We start from the raw sequence: 18,257 nt of genomic DNA, 5'->3' as shown, positions 1-18,257 counted from the left end.
TCGTGGATGACCTGATGTACCTCTACCGCCTGCTCCGCCCCGGCCTCCGTGACCGTCAGCCGCATCGCCGTACGCCCCTCACGCCGACCGGTCCGATTCCGCGGACAGCAGCGCACGGTCGACCAGCTGGCCGAGCGCCTCGTTGACCGCGCCGGGCTCCTCCAGCATCACCATGTGCCCGGCACGCGGCACCACGACGTACTCGGCACCGGGCAGATGGCTCACCAACGTCTCCGCATGCGCGAGCGGGGTGAGCCGGTCCTCGTCGCCGGCGACGACCACGGACTCCACCCGCTCGATGACCGGCAGCGCCGCAAACCTGTTGTGGTTGCCGAACACCGGGTAGAACGCGGCGACCACGTCGATCGGCGTCTGTCGCACCATCCGATCCTGGAACGTCGCGACGGACGGGCTCACGGCACCGGAGCCGAACGCGTAGGCGTGTACCAAGAGGTACATCAGGTCGCTGCCGAGTCGTCGCGCACCTTCGACCAGCGCGGTCTGTTTGCCCAGGACGCCCACCACCGAAGCGCTCACCGGGTCCAGGCGAGGAGAGAAGTTCCTGGCGACGAACGACACCGGGTCCGCGGCGGTGCCCACCAGGCCGACGCCGACCACTCGGTCGCCGAACAGCTCAGGGTGCTGCTCGGCCAACGCCATGATGGTCATGCCGCCCATCGAGTGCCCGACGAGCACGATCGGCCCGCGCGGCACCGCCGCACCCAGCACGGCGTTGAGGTCGCGGCCGAGCTGCTCGATGGTGCAGCGCTCGTCGGCGCCGCGGCCGGAGCGGCCGTGGCCGCGCTGGTCCCAGAAGACCAGCCGGCCCAGGTGCCGCAGATACCGCCGCTGGTAGTGCCAGGCGTCCGACCGCAGCCCGAACCCGTGGCAGAACACGACGGTCACGTCCGCGTCGTCGTCGCCGTCGATCTCCACGTGCAGCGGCACGCCGTCGTCGGCGAGCACGGTCAGCGACCGGCCGCGTAGCCGGCCGAACGGCTCCCGCGCCTCCGAGTCTGGGCGCATCCGCAGCCTCCCGACCGCATACCGCTGCGCCGCGATACCGGCCGCGGTGCCAGCGGCGAGCAGGCCGGCGGCCGCACCGACCACGATCCCGGCCACCTTGGGGCCACGGTTCAAAGCGCCCGTCCCTCCCCCATGGCAGCCGAGTACGTGCGCGGCACCCGCGCCCCGACCCTGGTGACGATCTCGTACGAGATGGTGTCGAGCGCGTCGGCCCAGTCCTGCGCCGTCGGCTCACCCGCCGTGCCAGGCCCGAACAGCACCACCTCGTCCCCGGCGGCCGCGTCTGCGTCGCCGAGGTCGACCACGAACTGGTCCATGCACACGCGCCCGGCGATGCGGCGGCGTTCTCCGGCCACCAGCACCTCCGCGGCGTTCGATGCGGCTCTTGGCACACCATCACCGTAGCCGAGCGGGACGAGTGCCAGCGTGGTGTCGTGCTCGGTCAGGTAGCTGTGTCCGTACGACACGCCGGCACCGGCCGGCACCCGCTTCACCCCGGCCAGCCGGCCGACGAGCGTCATCGCCGGGGTCAGGTCGTACCGCTGCGGCCCGCCCAGCTGCGGCGTCGGGGTGAGGCCGTAACAGGCCAGCCCGGGCCGCACCAGGTCGTACCAGGACTCCGGCAGCGTCAACGTGGCCGGCGAGTTGGCCAGGTGCCGCAGCTCCGGCCGTACGCCCCGCGCCTGCGCGTAGTCGAGCGCGGCCTGGAAGCTGGCCAGCTGCGCGGCCACGGACGGGTGTCCCGGCTCGTCCGCACAGGCGAAGTGCGACCAGACGCCGACTATCCGGACCAGGCCCTCGGCCTCGTACTGCTGCGCCCTGGCGACGACCGCTGGCCAGTCCGCGGCGGTCGCGCCGCCGCGGGACAACCCGGTGTCGGCCTTCAGCTGCAGGCGCGCCGTCCGGCCGGCGGCCGCCGCGCCGCGCGCGACCTCGTCGACCGCCCACACCGCGCCGGCGGACAGGTCGACGTCCGCCGCGATCGCGTCCGCGAACCGCTCGCCGGGCACGGTGAGCCAGGCGAGCAGCGGCGCGGTCACCCCCGCGGCGCGCAGCTGCAGCGCCTCGCCGAGGTGTGCCACCGCGAGCCAGTCCGCGCCGCCGGCCAGCGCCGCCTTCGCGGCCGGCACCATGCCGTGCCCGTAGCCGTCGGCCTTCACCACGGCCATCAGCGGCCGCTGCACCCGTGCGCGCAGGGTGGCGACGTTCGAGCGCAGCACGTCGAGGTCGACCCTCGCCTCTGCGGCCAGCGTGGCATCCACGCCGCCATTGTCCCGCAGCCCGCCGACGAGGTCGTCCCGCCCTCAGCGGCCGAGCGCGTACGCCACCCGCCTGGCGCCGGCGCCGCCGTACAGCTGCCGGCGCGGCTCCGCCCGGATCGCGCCGAGCGAGCCGGCAGTGCCCGTCCACGCCGGCCACGGCTCGACCTGGTGCCCGCGCGCGGCCAGCGCCGCCGCGACGTCCTCGCCGGCGCGCTGCTCCAGCGCGACCAGCCCGGGACGGTACGGGTGCGGGTCGGACGACGCGGGGAAGCTGTACGTCGCGCACCTCGGCGCCTCGATCGCGGACTGCACGTCGAGCTCGAAGTCGATGACGTTGACCAGGAACTGCACCATCGCCTGCGGCTGCACGTCCAGACCCGGCGTGCCGTACGGCAGCACGAGGTCGTTGCCCCTGCGGACGAGCCCGGGGTTGGGGAGCAGCCGCGGCCGCTTGCCCGGCTGTACCACCGACGGGTGCCCGGGGTCGAGCCACGACTGCTTGCCGCGGCCGGACAGGATGAAGCCGAGGCCGGGCACGACCGGGGCGGTGGCCACGCCGTCGCTCGGGGTCGCGGAGAACGCGTTGCCCGCCGCGTCGACGACGCAGAGGTAGCTGGTGTCCGGGTCCTGTGGGCCGACGCTCGGGTCGGGGTGCCGCCACCGGCTCGTCGGCGCCGGCTCGTCGGCGGCGGAGAACCGCCACGCGTCACCGGGCATCGGCATCCCGGGCGCCGCCGCGGTGCGGTCGATCCGCGCGCGCCAGCTCGCCGCGTACTCCTTGGACAGCAGCCCGTCGAGCGGCACGTCCACGTGCCGGGGATCGCCGTAGTACCTGTCGCGGTCGGCGAACGCGGCCTTCAGCGCCTCGACGACCAGGTGGTAGACGTCCGCGCTCTGCGGGCCGAGCGACGCCAGGTCGTAGCCCTCGAGGATGTTCAGCGTCTCCAGCACGACCGGGCCCTGGCACCACGGGCCGCACCCGTACACGTCGTAGCCGCGGTAGTTGGTGACGCACGCGTCCTCGACGTCGACGCTGAACTCGGCGAGGTCGGCTTCGGACAGCCAGCCACCGTTGGCACGGGAGTACGCAGCCATCCGCTCGGCGATGTCGCCGCGGTAGAACCGGTCGCGCGCGGCGGCGATGCCGTCCGCCCGGGTCGCCGCACCCTGCTCGGCCTCCACCAGCAGCCGCAGCGTCCGGGCGAGGTCGCGCTGCACGATCAGGTCGCCGACGCGCAGTGCCTCACCGCGCTCGTCGAGGTAGGTGGCGGCGTTGCCCGGCCAGGTACGCAACAACGCGAGCGCGCCCGGCTCGCCGAGCGTCTCCGCCATCACCGAGTGCACGGGGAAGCCGTTCTCCGCCAGGTCGATCGCCGCGGCCGCCACCTCGCCCAGCGGCTTCGTACCGAACAGCCGCAGTGCGGTGAGCCAGGAGTCGACGGCGGCCGGCACCACACTGCGCCTGAGGTCGGACGGGATGCGTCCGTCGCAATCCCGCAGGAACACCTTGGCGTCGGTCGCCGGCGGCCAGCTGCCGAGGCCGCTGACCGTGACGACCCGCTCCTGCTCGGCCAGGTACACGCAGATCGGCGCGACCCGCCGATGTTCGTGAGGTCGGGTTGGGTGACGTTCAGGCACAGCCCCGCGGCGACGCCGGCGTCCACCGCGTTCCCGCCGGCGTCGAGCACCCTCGTCGCGGCCAGGGAGGCCGCGTAGTGGCCGGCGGAGACCATGTACTGCGAACCCATGATCACCGGTCGCGTGGTCTGCGGTACCCAGCTCGCTTCGGCCATCGTCACCCCTGTCCAGAACTGCCGCGCAACTGCCGCCAGGCCGCCGGGAGCGCGCCCACCAGGTCGCGGGCCGGCACCGGGGCACCGTCCGCGGCCAGCCGGGCCGCCAGGCCGTGCAGGTACGCCCCTGCGCTGGCGGCGTCGCACGGCGGCAGGCCCTGCGCGAGCAGCGCGCCGCACAGGCCGGAGAGCACGTCGCCCGAGCCCGCGGTGGCGAGCCACGAGGTGCCCGTCGGGTTCGCGCGCACCGGCCCGTCCTGGCCGGCGACGAGCGTGGTCGAGCCCTTGAGCAAGACCGTCGCCCCGGTACGTTCCGCGAGTGCGCGGACGTGCACGAGCCGGCGCGCCTCTACCTCCGCACGGTCCGCGCCGAGCAGCCTGGCGGCCTCGCCGGCGTGCGGGGTGAGCAGTGTCGGCGCCGACCGCTCGACGACGTCGCCGAGCGCCGTAGCCAGCACCCCCAGCCCGTCGGCGTCGACCAGCACCGGCACGTCGCCGGCCAGCACCTGGGTCAGCCGCTCGCGGGCGACCTCGTCGGTGTCCAGGCCGGGCCCGACGACCCACGCCTGCACCCGGCCCGCGTCGGCCGGCATGCCCTCGTGGGCGACGATGTCAGGCGCCGCGGCGAGCACGGCGTCCACCACCCGCCGCGGACCCGAGTACCGCACCATCCCGGCGGACGCGGCGGCGGTCACCGTGAGCACCGCCGCCCCGAGGAACCGCTCGCTGCCGGCCACCACACCGACTACTCCGCGCCGGTACTTGTCCGACTCCCGCGCGGGCTCGGGCAGCAGGTCCGCGACGTCGGAGTCCTGCAGGGCCGCGACGTCCACGGCCGCCAGGTCGCCGGCCAGCCCGATGTCGACGAGCTCCACCACGCCCGCGTACGCCGCGGCGGGATCGACCAGCAGGCACGGCTTCCAGGTGCCGAACGTGACGGTCACGTCCGCGCGTACGGCGGGCCCGGTGACCTCGCCGGTGGACGCGTCCACGCCGCTGGGCAGGTCGACGGCGACCACGGTGGCGTCGCACTCGGCGACGCGGGCGGCCAGGGTGGCGGCGGGCTCGCGCAGCCCGCCCCGGCCACCGATGCCGAGCAGGCCGTCGACCACCAGGTCCGCGGTGTCGAGCACGTCGGCCGACGCGGCGACGCGGCCGCCGGCGGCCCGCAGCGCGGCCAACCCGTCGGCGTGCACGCGGGAGCCACTGAGCAGCGCCTCGACGCGCGCTCCCCGCCGGGCCAGCCTGGCGCCCGCGTACAGCGCATCGCCGCCGTTGTCGCCACTACCGACGAGCAGCACCACGCGGCTGCCGTACACACCGGGCAGCAGCCGCGCGCAGGTGACCGCAAGGCCCGCGGCGGCGCGCTGCATCAACGCGCCGGCCGGCAGCCGCGCCATCAGGGCGTGCTCGGCCGCGCGGACCTTCGCCACCTCGTGCGCACGTCTCATCCGGGGACCCTCATGCCTCGGCGACGACCATCGCGACCGCCATGCCGCCGTCGTGGCTGAGCGACAGGTGCCAGGTGCGGATGCCCAGCTTCGCCGCCCACGACTGCACGGTGCCGCGGAGCTCCAGCCGCGGCCGCGTGCCGTTGCGCCCGATGACCTCGCAGTCGTGCCACTCCATGCCGGCGGGGACGCCGAGCGCCTTGGCCACCGCCTCCTTCGCGGCGAACCGCGCGGCCAGCGAGGCCACCGGCAGCTCACGCTCCGCCGGAGTGAACACCCGCACGGCCAAACCAGGTGTGCGGTCGAGCGCCTGCGCGAACCGCTCGACCGGGACCACGTCCACTCCCACTCCGACGATCACCCGGCAAGCTTGGCAGATCCGGCGCCGGTTCGTATCCCCCCTGTGGACGAGCCGGACACAACAAACCGCCCGCCCGACCGGGAACGGTCGGGCGGGCGGTTGTCGGTAGTGCCTAGGCGTACGCGGTGATGATGCCCTCGTCGTCACTCGGGTTGCTCTTCACCACGAGGAGCCGGTCGCCCGAGTTGATCAGCATGGCGCCGTAGCTGTACGAGGACGAAGACGAGTCCCCGGTGTCGAGCTCGTCGCTCTTCTTCGTCGCGCCCTTGTTCGCGGCGTTGATCTCGTAGAGCTGCGGGTTGGAGTCGTACGAGCTACCGAGCACCATGGCGTTCTTCTGGTCGGCGTTGTTCACCCACGCCATGGAGCCGTACTCGCTCTCCTTGTCCAGCGGCTTGGTCCACGCCCGCTGCCCGGTCGTCAGGTCGACACCGACAGCACTCTGCTTGCTGTCCGAGCTGTCGCCCTCCTGGGCGAGTGACACCAGGTAGTTGGCGACCATCTTCACCGGGAAGTCCTTGCGCATGTCGGCGAAGTTCAGGCTGAGCGTGCGCAACATGAGCGAACCGCCGTCGCCACGCGACTGGACGATGTGCTTCTGGTTGCCCTCGGAGTCGAACACCCGCAACTCGCCGTTGTCGGACGCGTTGTCGAGGTGGATCACCGGCGGGTTCGCGGAGATGATGCTCATCCGCGTCTCCTCGGTGTCGACCTCCTTGCTCCAGGCCGCCTTCAGCGAGTCGCCCTCGACGGTCAGTGCGGAGAGGACCGGCTTCTTGCCGGTGCAGTTCATCCAGGTGAGCACGCCCTCGTCGGAGGGGATGGCCTCACCCAGGCGGCAGTACTCCGACTTCGGCCGCGCGGACATCGGCTCCACGTCGTCCGGCGACTCCTTCGCGGAGTACCCGATGACCCGCTCGGAGTTCGACACCCAGATCTTGCCGTCGTAGGCCACCACGGAGGCGTACCTGGGCGGGAAGTCCGAGTTGTTGACCTCCATGGTGCTGTTCCACAGCTCCTCGCCGGTCGCCACGTCGACCGCCGCGACCGAGGTGCACGCGCTGTCGCTGCCGTAGACGATCGCCGCGACGCCGTCCGGTCCTTCCCTCGTGCCCGAGCACACCTTCGCGCCGTCGGGCGCCGTGATACTCCACTTCTGCTTGCCGTCCTTGAGGTTGTAGGCGCTGATGCCGGCCTGGCTGATGCGGACGAACACCTTGTTCTTCTCGTCCACGTACGCCGAGACCGTGGTCGCCTCCTCCTTGGAGTCCGGCTCTGGGACGGTCCAGGCCTGCTTGCGGGCGGTGCCGCCGTCGCCAAGGCCGCCACCGCCACCGCCGCCGCCTCCTCCGCCGCCACCACCTGAGGTGGCGACGAGGGCGATGACGACGATCAGGACGATCAGCAGCAGGCCGCCGCCACCGGCGCTGAGGCCGATGATCAGGCCCTTGTTCGACTTCTTCTGCGGTGGCGGTGGGCCGTAGCCCATGGGCGGCGGTACGCCCTGGTCCCACGGCTGCTGCATGCCGGGTGGCGGCATGCCCGGGGGAGGCTGCTGCATGCCGGGGCCGTAGCCGGGCTGCGCGGTCTCCCACTGCGGGGGTGGGGCACCGGTGTCCCAGCCCTGACCGGCCGGTGGTGGGCCGGTGTCCCAGTTACCCGGCCCAGCGGGTTGATCGGGTTGACCGGACGTCCACTCCTGGGTGGGCGAGACCCAAGCACCACCCTGCTCCGGCATGGGTGGTGGCGGTTCCCCCTGGCCCCAGGGGTCGTCTCCCTGTCCCCAGTTGCCTCCGCCGTCGTAGTGACCACCAGATGACGACACAAAGTCCTCCTGCGTACACGCCTACGGCCCTGCCGTCAGTCCTCGCACGGAGCCGCTGTCCAAGAAAGGTACCGGTCCGACGGAGCCGGCCACGCCCAGGGTTCCGGAAAACCCGGATTGATCATTGTGGAGTGTACGCCCGGACGGCGAATTCCTCTTCACCCTGGCTCGCGAACTCCATGAGCACGTCACCCGCTTGCAGGAAGAACCCGTTCCCGACGAGCTTCTCGCGGGTCTCGACGTCTCCGTCGGAGATCTCCCGCACGACCGACCCCTCGGTGAGCTTGCCGGTGCGTGGGTTCACGGCCGTCAACCACTCTTGGTTATCGGCCGTACTCAATGTGTAAATTCGCGCCTTGTTCTCTGGCCCGTCACCCAGCACCAGCGAACCGGTCGTGCCGCTGCCGAGGCTCTTCTCCCACGTCTTCTTGCCCGTCGTCACGTCCACGCCGACGACCTTGCCGGCGGCCGAGACGCCGACCAGGGTGTTCCCGTAGACGGCCAGCCGGAACTTGAGATGCGAGCCGTTCACCTTCGGCGGCCCAACGGCGTAGCCGGTGTCGAAGGCGGGGAAGACGACCGGGTTCTCCCCGTTGTCGTCCACCGCCGCGTACTCCACCTTGTTCTTCTCGTCCTCCAGCCGCAGCACAGGCGGGGAGACGTTCACCAGGCTCGGTGGTGCGGTGCCCTGTTCGTTCTTCACCTTCGCCGTCCAGCGGGACGAGCCGTTCGCCGGGTCGAGGGACACCAGGGTGTCGTCGAGGTTGCTCTTCGCCCTGCCCACGCAGTCGACGTACGCGAGCAGCACGGAGTCCGACGCCATTGCATCGCCGGCACGGCACATCTCGGTGTTCTCCGGCCCCACGGCCCAGCGCTGCTCACCCGACTTCAGGTCCAGCGCGGTGACCCGGCCGTTGGAGAACGCCGCGACGTCACCGACCAGCGCGACGGCTGCCGTCGAGGGCTTCTGGTAGCTCTCGCCCTCCTCCAGCCTGGCCTTCCACAACACCTTCCCGGACCGTAGGTCGATCGCCGCGGCGCTCAGGCACGCGGACCGCCGGCCGTACGCGTAGACGACGGTGTTGCCCGCCGCCGTCGGGGAGATGCCGCACAGCTGCTGGCCCGCAGGTGGCTTGACCGTCCACTGCTGCTCACCGTCGGACACCTTCTGCCCGGTGATGCCGCCGGCGCTCGCCCGGACGAGGGTGTTGCCGACCACGTAGCTGTCGAGCAGCGCGCCGGCCGCCTTGTCGTGGGGCACGTCCCACGCCTGGTCGTACGCCGCGTCGGACCGCCAGAACACCAGGAGCAGCACCGCCACGACGACCAGCGCGACGACACCGGCGCCGCTCAGCCCGAGCACCAGACCCTTGCGGCTGCGGCGGCGCCGCATCCGGTGCTGCCCGCCACCACCCCACTGCTGCCAGTCGGGATGCGGCTCGCCGGGCAGCGCCCCCTGCTGCCACGTCCGGTCCGGCCGCGGCGGCGCCGGCCGCTCGGGCACCTGCTGCCCCGGCGGCTGCTGCCCCGGATGTGGCGGCTGCTGCGGGTACCCCGGCTGGCCCTGCTGCCACGCCGCAGGCGGTTGACCGGCCTGCGGCGACTGCCCGGGCCCCGCCGGTTGCCCCGGCTCGGGCGGCGGCCGACCAGGCTGCCCAGGCCCTGGCGGTTGAGCCTGCTGCCACGCCGCGGGCGGCTGCCCCGGCAGCGGGTCTTGCCCCGGCTCGGGTGGCCGGCCGGGCTGGCCCTGCGAGGGCTGGCCGGGACCCGGCTGCGGCGGCTGGCCCGGGTACTGCGGCTGTCCCGGCCCGGGCGCCTGGCCGGGGTACTGCGAGTGCCCCGGGTGCCCCTGTTGCGCGGAATGCCCCTGTTGCCACGAGTCGGCCGGCTGACCCTGTTGCCATGGGTCGGGTGGCTGGCCCTCAGCGGGTGGCTGGCCCTGCGGCGACCGCCCGGGATACTGCGGGTCAGCCGGCTGACCTTGCTGCCAGCCCTGGCCTTGCTGCCATGGGTCGGGCCGCTGGCCCGGGTCGGGTGGATAGCCCTGGCTCTGTTGCCACGGGTCATCGGGCTGGCCCGGGTCGGGCGGCTGGCCCTGCTGGCCCTGCGGCGAGCGGCCGGGATACCGCGGGTCAGGCGGCTGGCCCTGTTGCCATGGGTCGGGCCGCTGGCCCGGGTCGGGTGGATAGCCCTGGCCCTGTTGCCACGGGTCATCGGGCTGGCCCGGGTCCGGGTGCCACGGGTCATGGGGCTGGCCCGGGTCCGGGTGCTGCGGGTCGTCGGCCGGGGGGTCGGCGTCCGGGGGTGGCGGCCAGCCGCCGGTCCCGTAACCGCCATCAGCGGACACCCGCAGCCACCGCCCTTCCGACGCGCCGTAAAGACAGTACAAAGGTTCGTACTGTGCGCGCCAGATCAATCGGCGGAGTAGGCCCGTACCGTGAAGTCGTCGTCGCTCGTGCCGACTTCTACCAGGCTGCCGCCGGCCGCGAACCAGCTGGTACGGTCGATCCGCTCGGCGTCGCTGCCGAACAGTGGCGACCGGACGACCGCGCCGGTACGGGTCCCGCCGGTACGCACGTCGACGGCGTTCACGTGCTCCACGCCGTCGGCGTCGACCGTGTAGGCCGTCACCTCCTTGCCCACGGCGCTACCCGTCACCAGGTCGCTGCGGCCGCCGGCACCGGCGAGCTTCACCTTGTGCCACGAGGTCTTGCCGGTGGTGAGGTCGTGGCCGTACGCGACGTCCGGCTGCTTGCCCGATCGGCCCACCTCGATGAGCGTCTGCCCGACCACCGTGACCCGGGAGCGCAGGTGCGAGCTCTTCGCCCGCTGCGTCGGGGCGGCGGTGTCGACCTTCGCCGCGAACACCACCGGGTTCTTGCCCTCGTCGTCCACCGTGCCGTACTCCGGTGCGTGCCCGTCGCGGGCCAGGTGGAGCACCGGCGGCGACACGTTCAGCAGGCGGGGCGGACGCTGTCCCGACTCGTTCTTCACCGCGGCCAACCACCGCGAGGACCCGTCGGACGGGTCGACGGACACCAGGGTGTCGTCCTGCGCGCTCTCGTCCCGCGGCGAGCAGTCGACCATGGCCAGCACGACGTCGCCGTCGGCCATGGTGTCCCCCGACCGGCACTGGTTGATGTCCGGCGGGCCGATGGTCCAACGCTGCTTGCCGGTCTTCAGATCGAGCCCGGTGACGCGGCCGTTCGAGACCACCGCGACGCCGTCCGCGACCGCGGCCGCCGCGTCGCGTGGCTCCTGCTCGTTGGTGCCCGTGACCAACGGCGCCCGCCACTCGGCCTTGCCCGACGAGGTGTCGATGGCGACGGCCTCCGTGCACGCCTCGCCGCCGTACGCGGCCACCGCGATGCCGTCGGGCGCGGTCGGCGAGATGGTGCACAGGTGCCGGCCGGTCGGCGGCCGGTACTGCCACTGCTGCTCGCCGTCGGCGAGCCGGTAGCCGGTGACGCCCGCGTCGGTCGCGCGGACGAGCACGTCGCCCGCCACGTACACGTCGAGCAGCGCACCCGACTGCGCGTCGTCGCCGGACAGCGACCACGCCTCGTCGTAGTCGGTACGGAGTCCGGCCAGGTAGAGGACGACCGCGACGATCACCACGAGGGCGACGGCGCAGCTCGCCGCGGCGATGATCGGCTTCTTCCGGCTACGCCTGCGGCGCCTGCGGCCGCGGCCGGCCCGGCGCGGTGGTGGCGCACCGCCGGGCGGCGGGCCGTTCGGTGCCGGAGCCGGCGGCAGCTGCCACGGCGGACCGCCCGTCGGCAGCTGCTGCGGCGGCGGTGCAGCCGGCTGAGCTGGTCCGTCGTACTCGGACCAGCGCGGGTTCCTGGGTATGCCGCCACTGCGTTGCGGCGTGCGCCAACCGTCGCCACCCGTGGTCACGCCTCACCGCCTTCCGTCTGGCACCGGTGCTGACGGTACAAAGTCCGGATGCGCAGCGCCAGCGCGGCGGTCACACTGTCGTGCGCGCTACTCCACCGTCACGGACTTCGCGAGGTTGCGCGGCTGGTCGACGTCCAGGCCCTTCGCCAGCGCGAGCTCGCAGGCGAACACCTGCAACGGCACCGCCGCGACCAGCGGCTGGAGCAGCGTCGGCGCCTCCGGCAGCTCGATGACCACGTCGGCGTACGGGCGGACGGACTCGTCGCCCTGCTCAGCCAGCACGATGGTGCGCGCCCCCCGTGCGCGGATCTCCTGGATGTTCGACACGATCTTGTCGTGCAGCACGCTGCGGCCGCGCGGCGGCGGCGCGACCACCACGACCGGCAGGCCGTCGTCGATCAGCGCGATCGGGCCGTGCTTCAGCTCGCCGGCGGCGAACGCCTCGGCGTGGATGTACGCCAGCTCCTTCAGCTTGAGCGCCCCTTCGAGCGCCACCGGGTAGCCGACGTGCCGGCCGAGGAACAGCACGGTGGACGCGTCGCGCAATGCGTGCGCCAGCTCTCGCACCGGCTCGACCGTGTCCAACACCTGCTCGACGGTCTGCGGCATCTCGGCCAGCTGCCTGATCACGTCCTCGATCTCGTCCCCGAACTTGTTGCCGCGCACCTGGGCGAGATACAGGCCGATCAGGTAGCAGGCCACCAGCTGGGTGAGGAACGTCTTCGTCGCCGCGACGCCGACCTCCGGGCCGGCGTGGGTGTACAAGGCGCCGTCGGACTCCCGCGGGATAGTCGAGCCGATGGTGTTGCAGATCGCTAGCACCCTGGCCCGCTGTTCCCTGGCATGGCGTACGGCCATCAGCGTGTCGAGCGTCTCACCGGACTGGCTGATGGCGATGACCAGCGTGCCGCGGTCCACCACCGGGTCGCGGTACCTGAACTCGCTGGCCAGCTCCACCTCGCAGGGCACCCGGGTCCAGTGCTCGATCGCGTACTTCGCGATCATGCCGGCGTGGTACGCGGTGCCGCACGCGATGATGACGATCTTGTCGACGTCGCGCAGCTCGTCGTCGTCGATGCGCATCTCGTCCAGGCTCAGCCGGCCGTCGGTGCCGACCCGGCCGAGGAGGGTGTCCGCCACCGCGCGCGGCTGCTCCTCGATCTCCTTCAGCATGAAGTACGGGTAGCCGCCCTTCTCGGCGGCGGAGAGGTCCCAGTCGACGTGGAACGGCTTGCCCGCGCTGACGGCGCCGGTGAAGTCGGTGACCCGCACCCCGTCGGCGCGCAGCTCGACGACCTGGTCGTCGGCGAGCTCGAGTGCTTCCCTGGTGTGCGCGATGAACGCCGCCACGTCGCTGGCCAGGAAGTTCTCCCCGTCGCCGAGGCCGACGACGAGCGGCGAGCTGCGCCTGGCCGCCACGACCAGGTCGGGGTCGTGCGTGGACGTCGCGACGAGGGTGAACGCACCGGACAGCCGGCCGCAGGCCGAGCGCATCGCCTCGGCCAGGTCCGCGCCAGGGCGCGCGAGCTCCTCCTCAAGCAGGTGCGCGACGACCTCGGTGTCGGTGTCCGAGGCGAGCGTGTGCCCGCGTTCGGTGAGCTCGAGCCGCAGCGCGGCGAAGTTCTCGATGATGCCGTTGTGGATCACCGCGGTGCTGCCGGTGCAGTCCACGTGCGGGTGTGCGTTCCTGTCGGTGGGGCCGCCGTGCGTCGCCCACCGGGTGTGCCCGATGCCCACCTGCCCGTCCGGCAGCGGCGACTCGTCCAGCACCTCGGTGAGAGCGGTCAGTTTGCCGGCCCGTTTGTCGGTGCTCAGCTTGCCGTCGGCGAGCAGCGCGACGCCCGCCGAGTCGTACCCGCGGTACTCCAGCCGGCGCAGCCCGCCGAGCACCACCTCGAGCGCACCCTGCCGGCCCGCGTAGCCCACGATTCCGCACATGCGGTCAACACTACGGGCCGCAGGAACGGCCCTCGCACGCCACCGTGAGCGTCAGCGATATGTAACCGCCCCGCTGCGTGATGTTCGCTGCGGTGACGGATTTTGCGCTGCCGGCTGGTCTTGATCCGGACCAACCACGACTTTCGGAGTGTCCGATGTTCGATTCCTTGCAGACCGCCGTCATCACCGGTGCCAGCCGCGGCTTCGGGTGCGCGATCGCCGCGGCGCTGGTCGCCGCGGGCGCCAGCGTCGTCGGTGTCGCCCGCGACGGGCAGCAGCTGCGCGCCGAGCTCGGCGAGGGCTTCATACCCGTCGCCGCCGATGCCACCGACGAGGCGCTCGCGCAGGACGTGATCCGCGAGCACCGCCCCGGCCTGCTCGTCCTCAACGCAGGGGCCGCGCCGCACATGGCGCCGGTGCACGAGCAGACCTGGGAGACGTTCGGCCGGAACTGGCATGTCGATACCCGGCACGTCTTCACCTGGACCAAGGCGGCGCTGCGGGAGCCGCTCGCGCCCGGCAGCGCGGTCGTCGCGATGCCGAGCGGAGCGGTGCTCGGCGGGTCCCCGCTCAGCGGCGGGTACGCCAGCGCCAAGGCCGCGATCAGGTACATCCGTGGCTATGCGGCGGAGGAGGCGGAGCGGGCCGGTCTGGACATCCGGTTCGTGGCACTGCTGCCGATGCTGACTCCGGCCGGCGGTGTCGGCTCGGTCGGAGTCGCGGGGCCGCGCGGCAGGGCGTCGACAGCGACACCTTCGTCGCAGGCATGCAGCCGGTGCTCACCGCGGACCAGGTCGCCAAGGCGGTCGTGGAGCTCCACGCGGACGCCGAAAGCGGTCCGGAGTACGTGGTCAGCGGCGCCGGGCTCGGCCCAGTCACCTGAGCCGCGACCTACAGTGGACGTCATCCCACCCTCGGGAGTTGCCGCGATGCCGTCGGACGCCGAGTTCGCCTCGTTGGCCGAGCCGTTCCGGCCGGAGCTGCTCGCACACTGCTACCGGATCCTCGGCTCGATCCACGACGCCGAGGACCTGGTGCAGGAGACGTACCTGCGGGCGTGGCGCGCGTTCGACCGGTTCGAGGGCCGCTCCTCGCTGCGGCGGTGGCTGCACAAGATCGCCACCATGGCCTGCCTCACCGCGTTGGACAACCGCTCCCGACGTCCCCTGCCTTCCGGACTGGCCGCGCCCGCCGACGACCACCGGGTGGCCATGGCCGCCCGCGAACCGTCGGTGCCGTGGCTCCAGCCGGCACCGGACGCGTTGTTCGGCGCCGACGACCCGGCAGCGATCGTGGCCGGACGGACCCGGGTGCGGCTCGCCTTCATCGCCGCACTCCAGTCGCTGCCGGCCCGGCAACGGGCGGTGCTCACGTTGCGCGACGTGCTGGCGTTCCGGACCGCCGAGGTCGCCGAGATGCTGGACACGACGCCCGCGGCATACGACAGCGCACTGCGACGCGCGCGGGCCCACCTGGCCGAGCCGGACGAGGAGACCAGGCGAAACCTCCTCGACGACTACGTGGACGCGTTCGCCAGGGCCGACCCCGACGCGCTGGTGCGGCTGCTGCGCGTCGACGTGGAGATGGAGATGCCGCCGATCCCGACCTGGTTCGCCGGCCAGCGAGCCGTCCTCGGGTTCCTGGCGGGTCGCGTACTATGTCGAAGCGGCCATTGGCGGATGGTACCACCAGCGCCAACGGCCAGCCCGCCTTCGTCGTACACGAGCGGGTGGGTGACGGTGGGTACGAGGGGTATGGCGTCCAGGTCCTGACCCTCATCGGGGCCAGGGTCGCCCGCATCACGGCGTTCAACGACCCGAGCCTGGTGCCGACCTTCGGTCTCGCACCCGCACTGGCGTGAGGCGTGCGGTCAGGTGCCGAGGTGGGTGCGGACGGCCTCGGCGAGGCGTTCGGCGACGGCGCCCGCCTCCTGCTCGGTCGGCGCCTCGACCATCACCCGCACCTTCGGCTCGGTGCCGCTTGGCCGCAACAGCACCCGCCCCCGGTCGCCGAGCTCTTCGGTGACCGCGGTGACGGCGGCACGCAGCTGCGGTGACGTGTCGACCCTGGACTTGTCCACCCCGGTGACGTTCACCAGCACCTGGGGCAGCCGCTGCACGACGCCGGCCAGCTCGGCCAGCGACCTGCCGGTCTGCGCCACCCTCGCCAGCAGGTGCAGCGCGGTCAGCACCCCGTCGCCGGTGGTGGCGTGGTCCAGCTGCACCAGGTGCCCGGACTGCTCGCCACCGAGGTTGTAGCCGCAGGCGCGCATCGCCTCGAGTACGTACCTGTCGCCGACGGCGGTCTCCACCACCTGCACCCCGGCGGCGGTCATCGCCTGCTTGAACCCCAGGTTGGACATCACGGTGGCGACGACCGCGTCGCCGCGCAGCTCGCCGCGCTCGCGCATGGCCAGCGCGAGCACCGCCATGATCTGGTCGCCGTCGACGACGTCGCCTTCGGCGGTCACCGCGAGGCAGCGGTCCGCGTCGCCGTCGAACGCGACGCCGGCGTGTGCGCCGTGCTCGACGGTCAGGGCCTGCAAGACCTCCAGGTGCGTGGAGCCACACTTGGCGTTGATGTTCAGGCCGTCCGGCTCGACGCCGATGGCGATCGGCTCCGCACCCGCCGTCCGCAGCGCGGCGAGCGCCACCCGGTACGCGGCACCGTGCGCGCAGTCGACGGCGACCCGCAGCCCGTCCAGCCGGTGCGGCAGCGTGCCGACCAGGTGGTCGACGTAGCTGTCGGCCTGGTCCTCGGCGCGGGTCACCCGGCCGACGTCCGCGCCGGTCGGCCGCGTCCACTGCTCGCCCAGGCGCGCCTCGACGGCGTCCTCGACCGCGTCCGGCAGCTTGACGCCGCCCCTGGCGAAGAACTTTATGCCGTTGTCCGGCGCCGGGTTGTGGCTCGCGGAGAGCATCACGCCGAGGTCGGCGCCCAGCTTGTCGGTGAGGTACGCGACCGCCGGGGTGGGCAGCACGCCCACCGTCATTACGTCGACGCCGGCACTGGCGAGGCCGGCCACCACGGCCGCCTCGAGGAACTCGCCGGAGGCCCTGGTGTCCCTGCCGACCACCGCGCGCAGGCGGTGCCCGACGAACGCCCCCGCCTCGCCCAGCACGTGGGCGGCGGCGACGGAGAGGTTGAGCGCGAGGTCAGCGGTCAGGTCCCGGTTCGCTACGCCGCGGACACCGTCGGTGCCGAACAGCCGGGCACGTTCCGGGACGTTCGAGTCGGTGCTGGCCACGTAACCGGCGACCGGGTCAGCGCTTGGAGTACTGCGGCGCCTTGCGGGCCTTCTTCAGGCCGTACTTGCGGCGTTCCTTAGCCCGCGGGTCGCGGGTCAGGAAGCGGAGCTTCTTCAGCGGACCGCGGTTCTCCGGGTCGATCTCGGCGAGCGCCCGGGAGATGGCCAGCCGCAACGCGCCGGCCTGGCCGCTGACGCCGCCGCCGTTCAGCCGGGCGACCACGTTGAACCGGCCCTCGGCCTCGAGCGTGTTGAACGGCTCCCGCACGTTCTGCTGGTGCACCTTGTTGGGGAAGTACACCTCGAGCGGGCGGCCGTTGATCTGCCAGGTGCCGTCGCCGGGGGTCAGCCGCACCCTGGCGATGGCGTTCTTCCGCCGGCCGGTGGCGATGGCGCTGCCGGTGACCACCGGGCGCGGCTTCGTGGCGTCACCCGCGGGTGCCGCGTCGGCCGGCGTCTCGCTGGTGAAGACGCCACCTTCGGGCGCCTCGACGGTCTCTTCGGCGTTGCTCGTCACGTCGTCGGCTACTGTCACTGCTCCACCTGGGTGATCTCGAAGGGCACCGGCTGCTGCGCGCGGTGCGGGTGCTCGGGTCCTGCGTACACCTTCAGCTTCTTCAGCATGCGCCGGCCGAGCCGGTTCTTCGGCAGCATGCCGCGGATGGCCTTCTCCACCGCACGCTCGGGGTGCTTCGAGAGCAGCTCCTCGTACGGCACGCTCCGCAGACCACCTGGGTAGCCGGAGTGGCGGTGCGCCAGCTTGTCCCGCCGCTTGTTGCCCGTCAACGCGACCTTCTCCGCGTTGACCACGACGACGAAGTCACCGCCGTCGACATGCGGGGCGAAGGTGGGCTTGTGCTTGCCACGCAGCAGCGTAGCCGCTTGGGTCGCGAGGCGGCCGAGAACGACGTCGTCCGCGTCGATCACATGCCATTGCCGCTCGATATCAGCGGGCTTCGGGCTGTACGTGCGCACGGGAATAGCCTTTGCTGTGGTTCTTGGTCGGGTGGGCGGCCGCCGTCTCCGGCGGCATGAGTCCGCGCCAGAGCGCGACACCGCCGCTCTAGCGTACCTGGCCGCCACAGACGCAGGCAAAACGGGGTGCTGTCAGCTGCGGACTACCCAGCGACGAATGCTCCCTTTACGGTACCAAGGCCAGCTAGGCTGGTGCGCCATGAGCGGCGGGACAGGACCAGACGGGCAGGATCCGGGCAATCAACCACCTGGTCCGCCATGGGGCAACGTGCCTCCTTGGCAACATGCCCAGCAAGAACAGCCACCGGAGCCCACCCAGGGCGGGTCGTACCCACCCCCGCCCGGCGGCGGTGAACAGCCACCGGGCGGGCCCGGCTACGGCGCCCCGCCGCCACAGGGACCACCGCCACAGGGACCACCGCCACAGGGACCACCGCCACAGGGAACACCGCCACAGGGACCACCGCCACAGGGACCAC

General features: G+C 72.5%; 13 protein-coding genes and 2 pseudogenes. 3 read left to right on the top strand and 12 right to left on the bottom strand.

Going from position 1 to position 18,257, the window contains the following annotated elements:
• Positions 1 to 78: 78 nt before the first annotated feature.
• From GEV07_24765 to glmS, 9 genes are all read right to left on the bottom strand, one after another.
• Entirely contained in the window at positions 79 to 1,026 is a 948-nt protein-coding gene (locus GEV07_24765) for an alpha/beta fold hydrolase (GenBank protein ID MQA05788.1), read from the bottom strand.
• A 110-nt stretch (positions 1,027 to 1,136) separates the two neighbouring features.
• Positions 1,137 to 2,276, bottom strand: coding sequence for an alanine racemase (alr, locus tag GEV07_24760; protein ID MQA05787.1), 1,140 nt, complete (start codon positions 2,274 to 2,276; stop codon positions 1,137 to 1,139).
• Between the two features lie 1,343 nt (positions 2,277 to 3,619).
• Entirely contained in the window at positions 3,620 to 4,081 is a 462-nt protein-coding gene (locus GEV07_24755) for a hypothetical protein (GenBank protein MQA05786.1), read from the bottom strand.
• Positions 4,082 to 4,083: 2 nt separating this feature from the next.
• Complete coding sequence (locus GEV07_24750; GenBank protein MQA05785.1) at positions 4,084 to 5,532, bottom strand: NAD(P)H-hydrate dehydratase; 1,449 nt, start codon at positions 5,530 to 5,532, stop codon at positions 4,084 to 4,086.
• 10 nt (positions 5,533 to 5,542) lie between these two features.
• Complete coding sequence (locus GEV07_24745) at positions 5,543 to 5,893, bottom strand: holo-ACP synthase (protein ID MQA05784.1); 351 nt, start codon at positions 5,891 to 5,893, stop codon at positions 5,543 to 5,545.
• Positions 5,894 to 6,005: 112 nt separating this feature from the next.
• On the bottom strand, positions 6,006 to 7,631 hold the full coding sequence (locus GEV07_24740; protein ID MQA05783.1) for a PQQ-binding-like beta-propeller repeat protein: 1,626 nt from the start codon (positions 7,629 to 7,631) through the stop codon (positions 6,006 to 6,008).
• 208 nt (positions 7,632 to 7,839) lie between these two features.
• Positions 7,840 to 10,065, bottom strand: a complete 2,226-nt coding sequence (locus GEV07_24735; GenBank protein MQA05782.1) for a PQQ-binding-like beta-propeller repeat protein — start codon at positions 10,063 to 10,065, stop codon at positions 7,840 to 7,842.
• Positions 10,066 to 10,130: 65 nt separating this feature from the next.
• Entirely contained in the window at positions 10,131 to 11,618 is a 1,488-nt protein-coding gene (locus GEV07_24730; protein ID MQA05781.1) for a PQQ-binding-like beta-propeller repeat protein, read from the bottom strand.
• An 87-nt stretch (positions 11,619 to 11,705) separates the two neighbouring features.
• Positions 11,706 to 13,556 carry a glutamine--fructose-6-phosphate transaminase (isomerizing) gene (glmS, locus tag GEV07_24725; GenBank protein ID MQA05780.1) on the bottom strand — a complete coding sequence of 617 codons (1,851 nt, stop codon included), beginning with the start codon at positions 13,554 to 13,556 and terminating at the stop codon, positions 11,706 to 11,708.
• Between the two features lie 155 nt (positions 13,557 to 13,711).
• Between glmS and GEV07_24720 the strand changes: the two are divergent.
• Together GEV07_24720 and GEV07_24715 are read left to right on the top strand one after the other, a co-directional pair.
• Positions 13,712 to 14,439, top strand: a pseudogene (locus GEV07_24720) (SDR family NAD(P)-dependent oxidoreductase).
• A gap of 46 nt (positions 14,440 to 14,485) precedes the next feature.
• Positions 14,486 to 15,417 (top strand): annotated as a pseudogene (locus GEV07_24715) (sigma-70 family RNA polymerase sigma factor).
• A 9-nt stretch (positions 15,418 to 15,426) separates the two neighbouring features.
• Here the strand turns inward: GEV07_24715 and GEV07_24710 are convergent.
• Genes GEV07_24710 through rplM form a run of 3 tightly spaced genes read right to left on the bottom strand, consistent with a single transcriptional unit; the run spans position 15,427 to position 17,778 of the window.
• Entirely contained in the window at positions 15,427 to 16,803 is a 1,377-nt protein-coding gene (locus GEV07_24710) for a phosphoglucosamine mutase (protein ID MQA05779.1), read from the bottom strand.
• Between the two features lie 16 nt (positions 16,804 to 16,819).
• Entirely contained in the window at positions 16,820 to 17,320 is a 501-nt protein-coding gene (gene rpsI, locus GEV07_24705) for a 30S ribosomal protein S9 (GenBank protein ID MQA05778.1), read from the bottom strand.
• 14 nt (positions 17,321 to 17,334) lie between these two features.
• Entirely contained in the window at positions 17,335 to 17,778 is a 444-nt protein-coding gene (gene rplM, locus GEV07_24700) for a 50S ribosomal protein L13 (protein MQA05777.1), read from the bottom strand.
• Between the two features lie 268 nt (positions 17,779 to 18,046).
• On the opposite strand from rplM, the gene GEV07_24695 reads away from it, so the two are divergent.
• The coding region (locus GEV07_24695; protein ID MQA05776.1) for a hypothetical protein at positions 18,047 to 18,257 on the top strand (211 nt) is incomplete at its 3' end.

The organism is Streptosporangiales bacterium (assembly GCA_009379825.1).
Taxonomy (GTDB): Bacteria; Actinomycetota; Actinomycetes; order Streptosporangiales; family WHST01; genus WHST01.
Note: the sequence above shows the minus strand (reverse complement) of the source record. Positions and strands in the feature narration are given on the sequence as shown.

Excerpts from the sequence above, each read along its gene's own strand:
- GEV07_24765 (MQA05788.1), bottom strand. The coding sequence starts at position 1,026 with ATGCGCCCAGACTCGGAGGCGCGGGAGCCGTTCGGCCGGCTACGCGGC.
- GEV07_24755 (MQA05786.1), bottom strand. The coding sequence starts at position 4,081 with ATGGCCGAAGCGAGCTGGGTACCGCAGACCACGCGACCGGTGATCATG.
- GEV07_24750 (MQA05785.1), bottom strand. The coding sequence starts at position 5,532 with ATGAGACGTGCGCACGAGGTGGCGAAGGTCCGCGCGGCCGAGCACGCC.
- GEV07_24740 (MQA05783.1), bottom strand. The coding sequence starts at position 7,631 with ATGCCGGAGCAGGGTGGTGCTTGGGTCTCGCCCACCCAGGAGTGGACG.
- glmS (MQA05780.1), bottom strand. The coding sequence starts at position 13,556 with ATGTGCGGAATCGTGGGCTACGCGGGCCGGCAGGGTGCGCTCGAGGTG.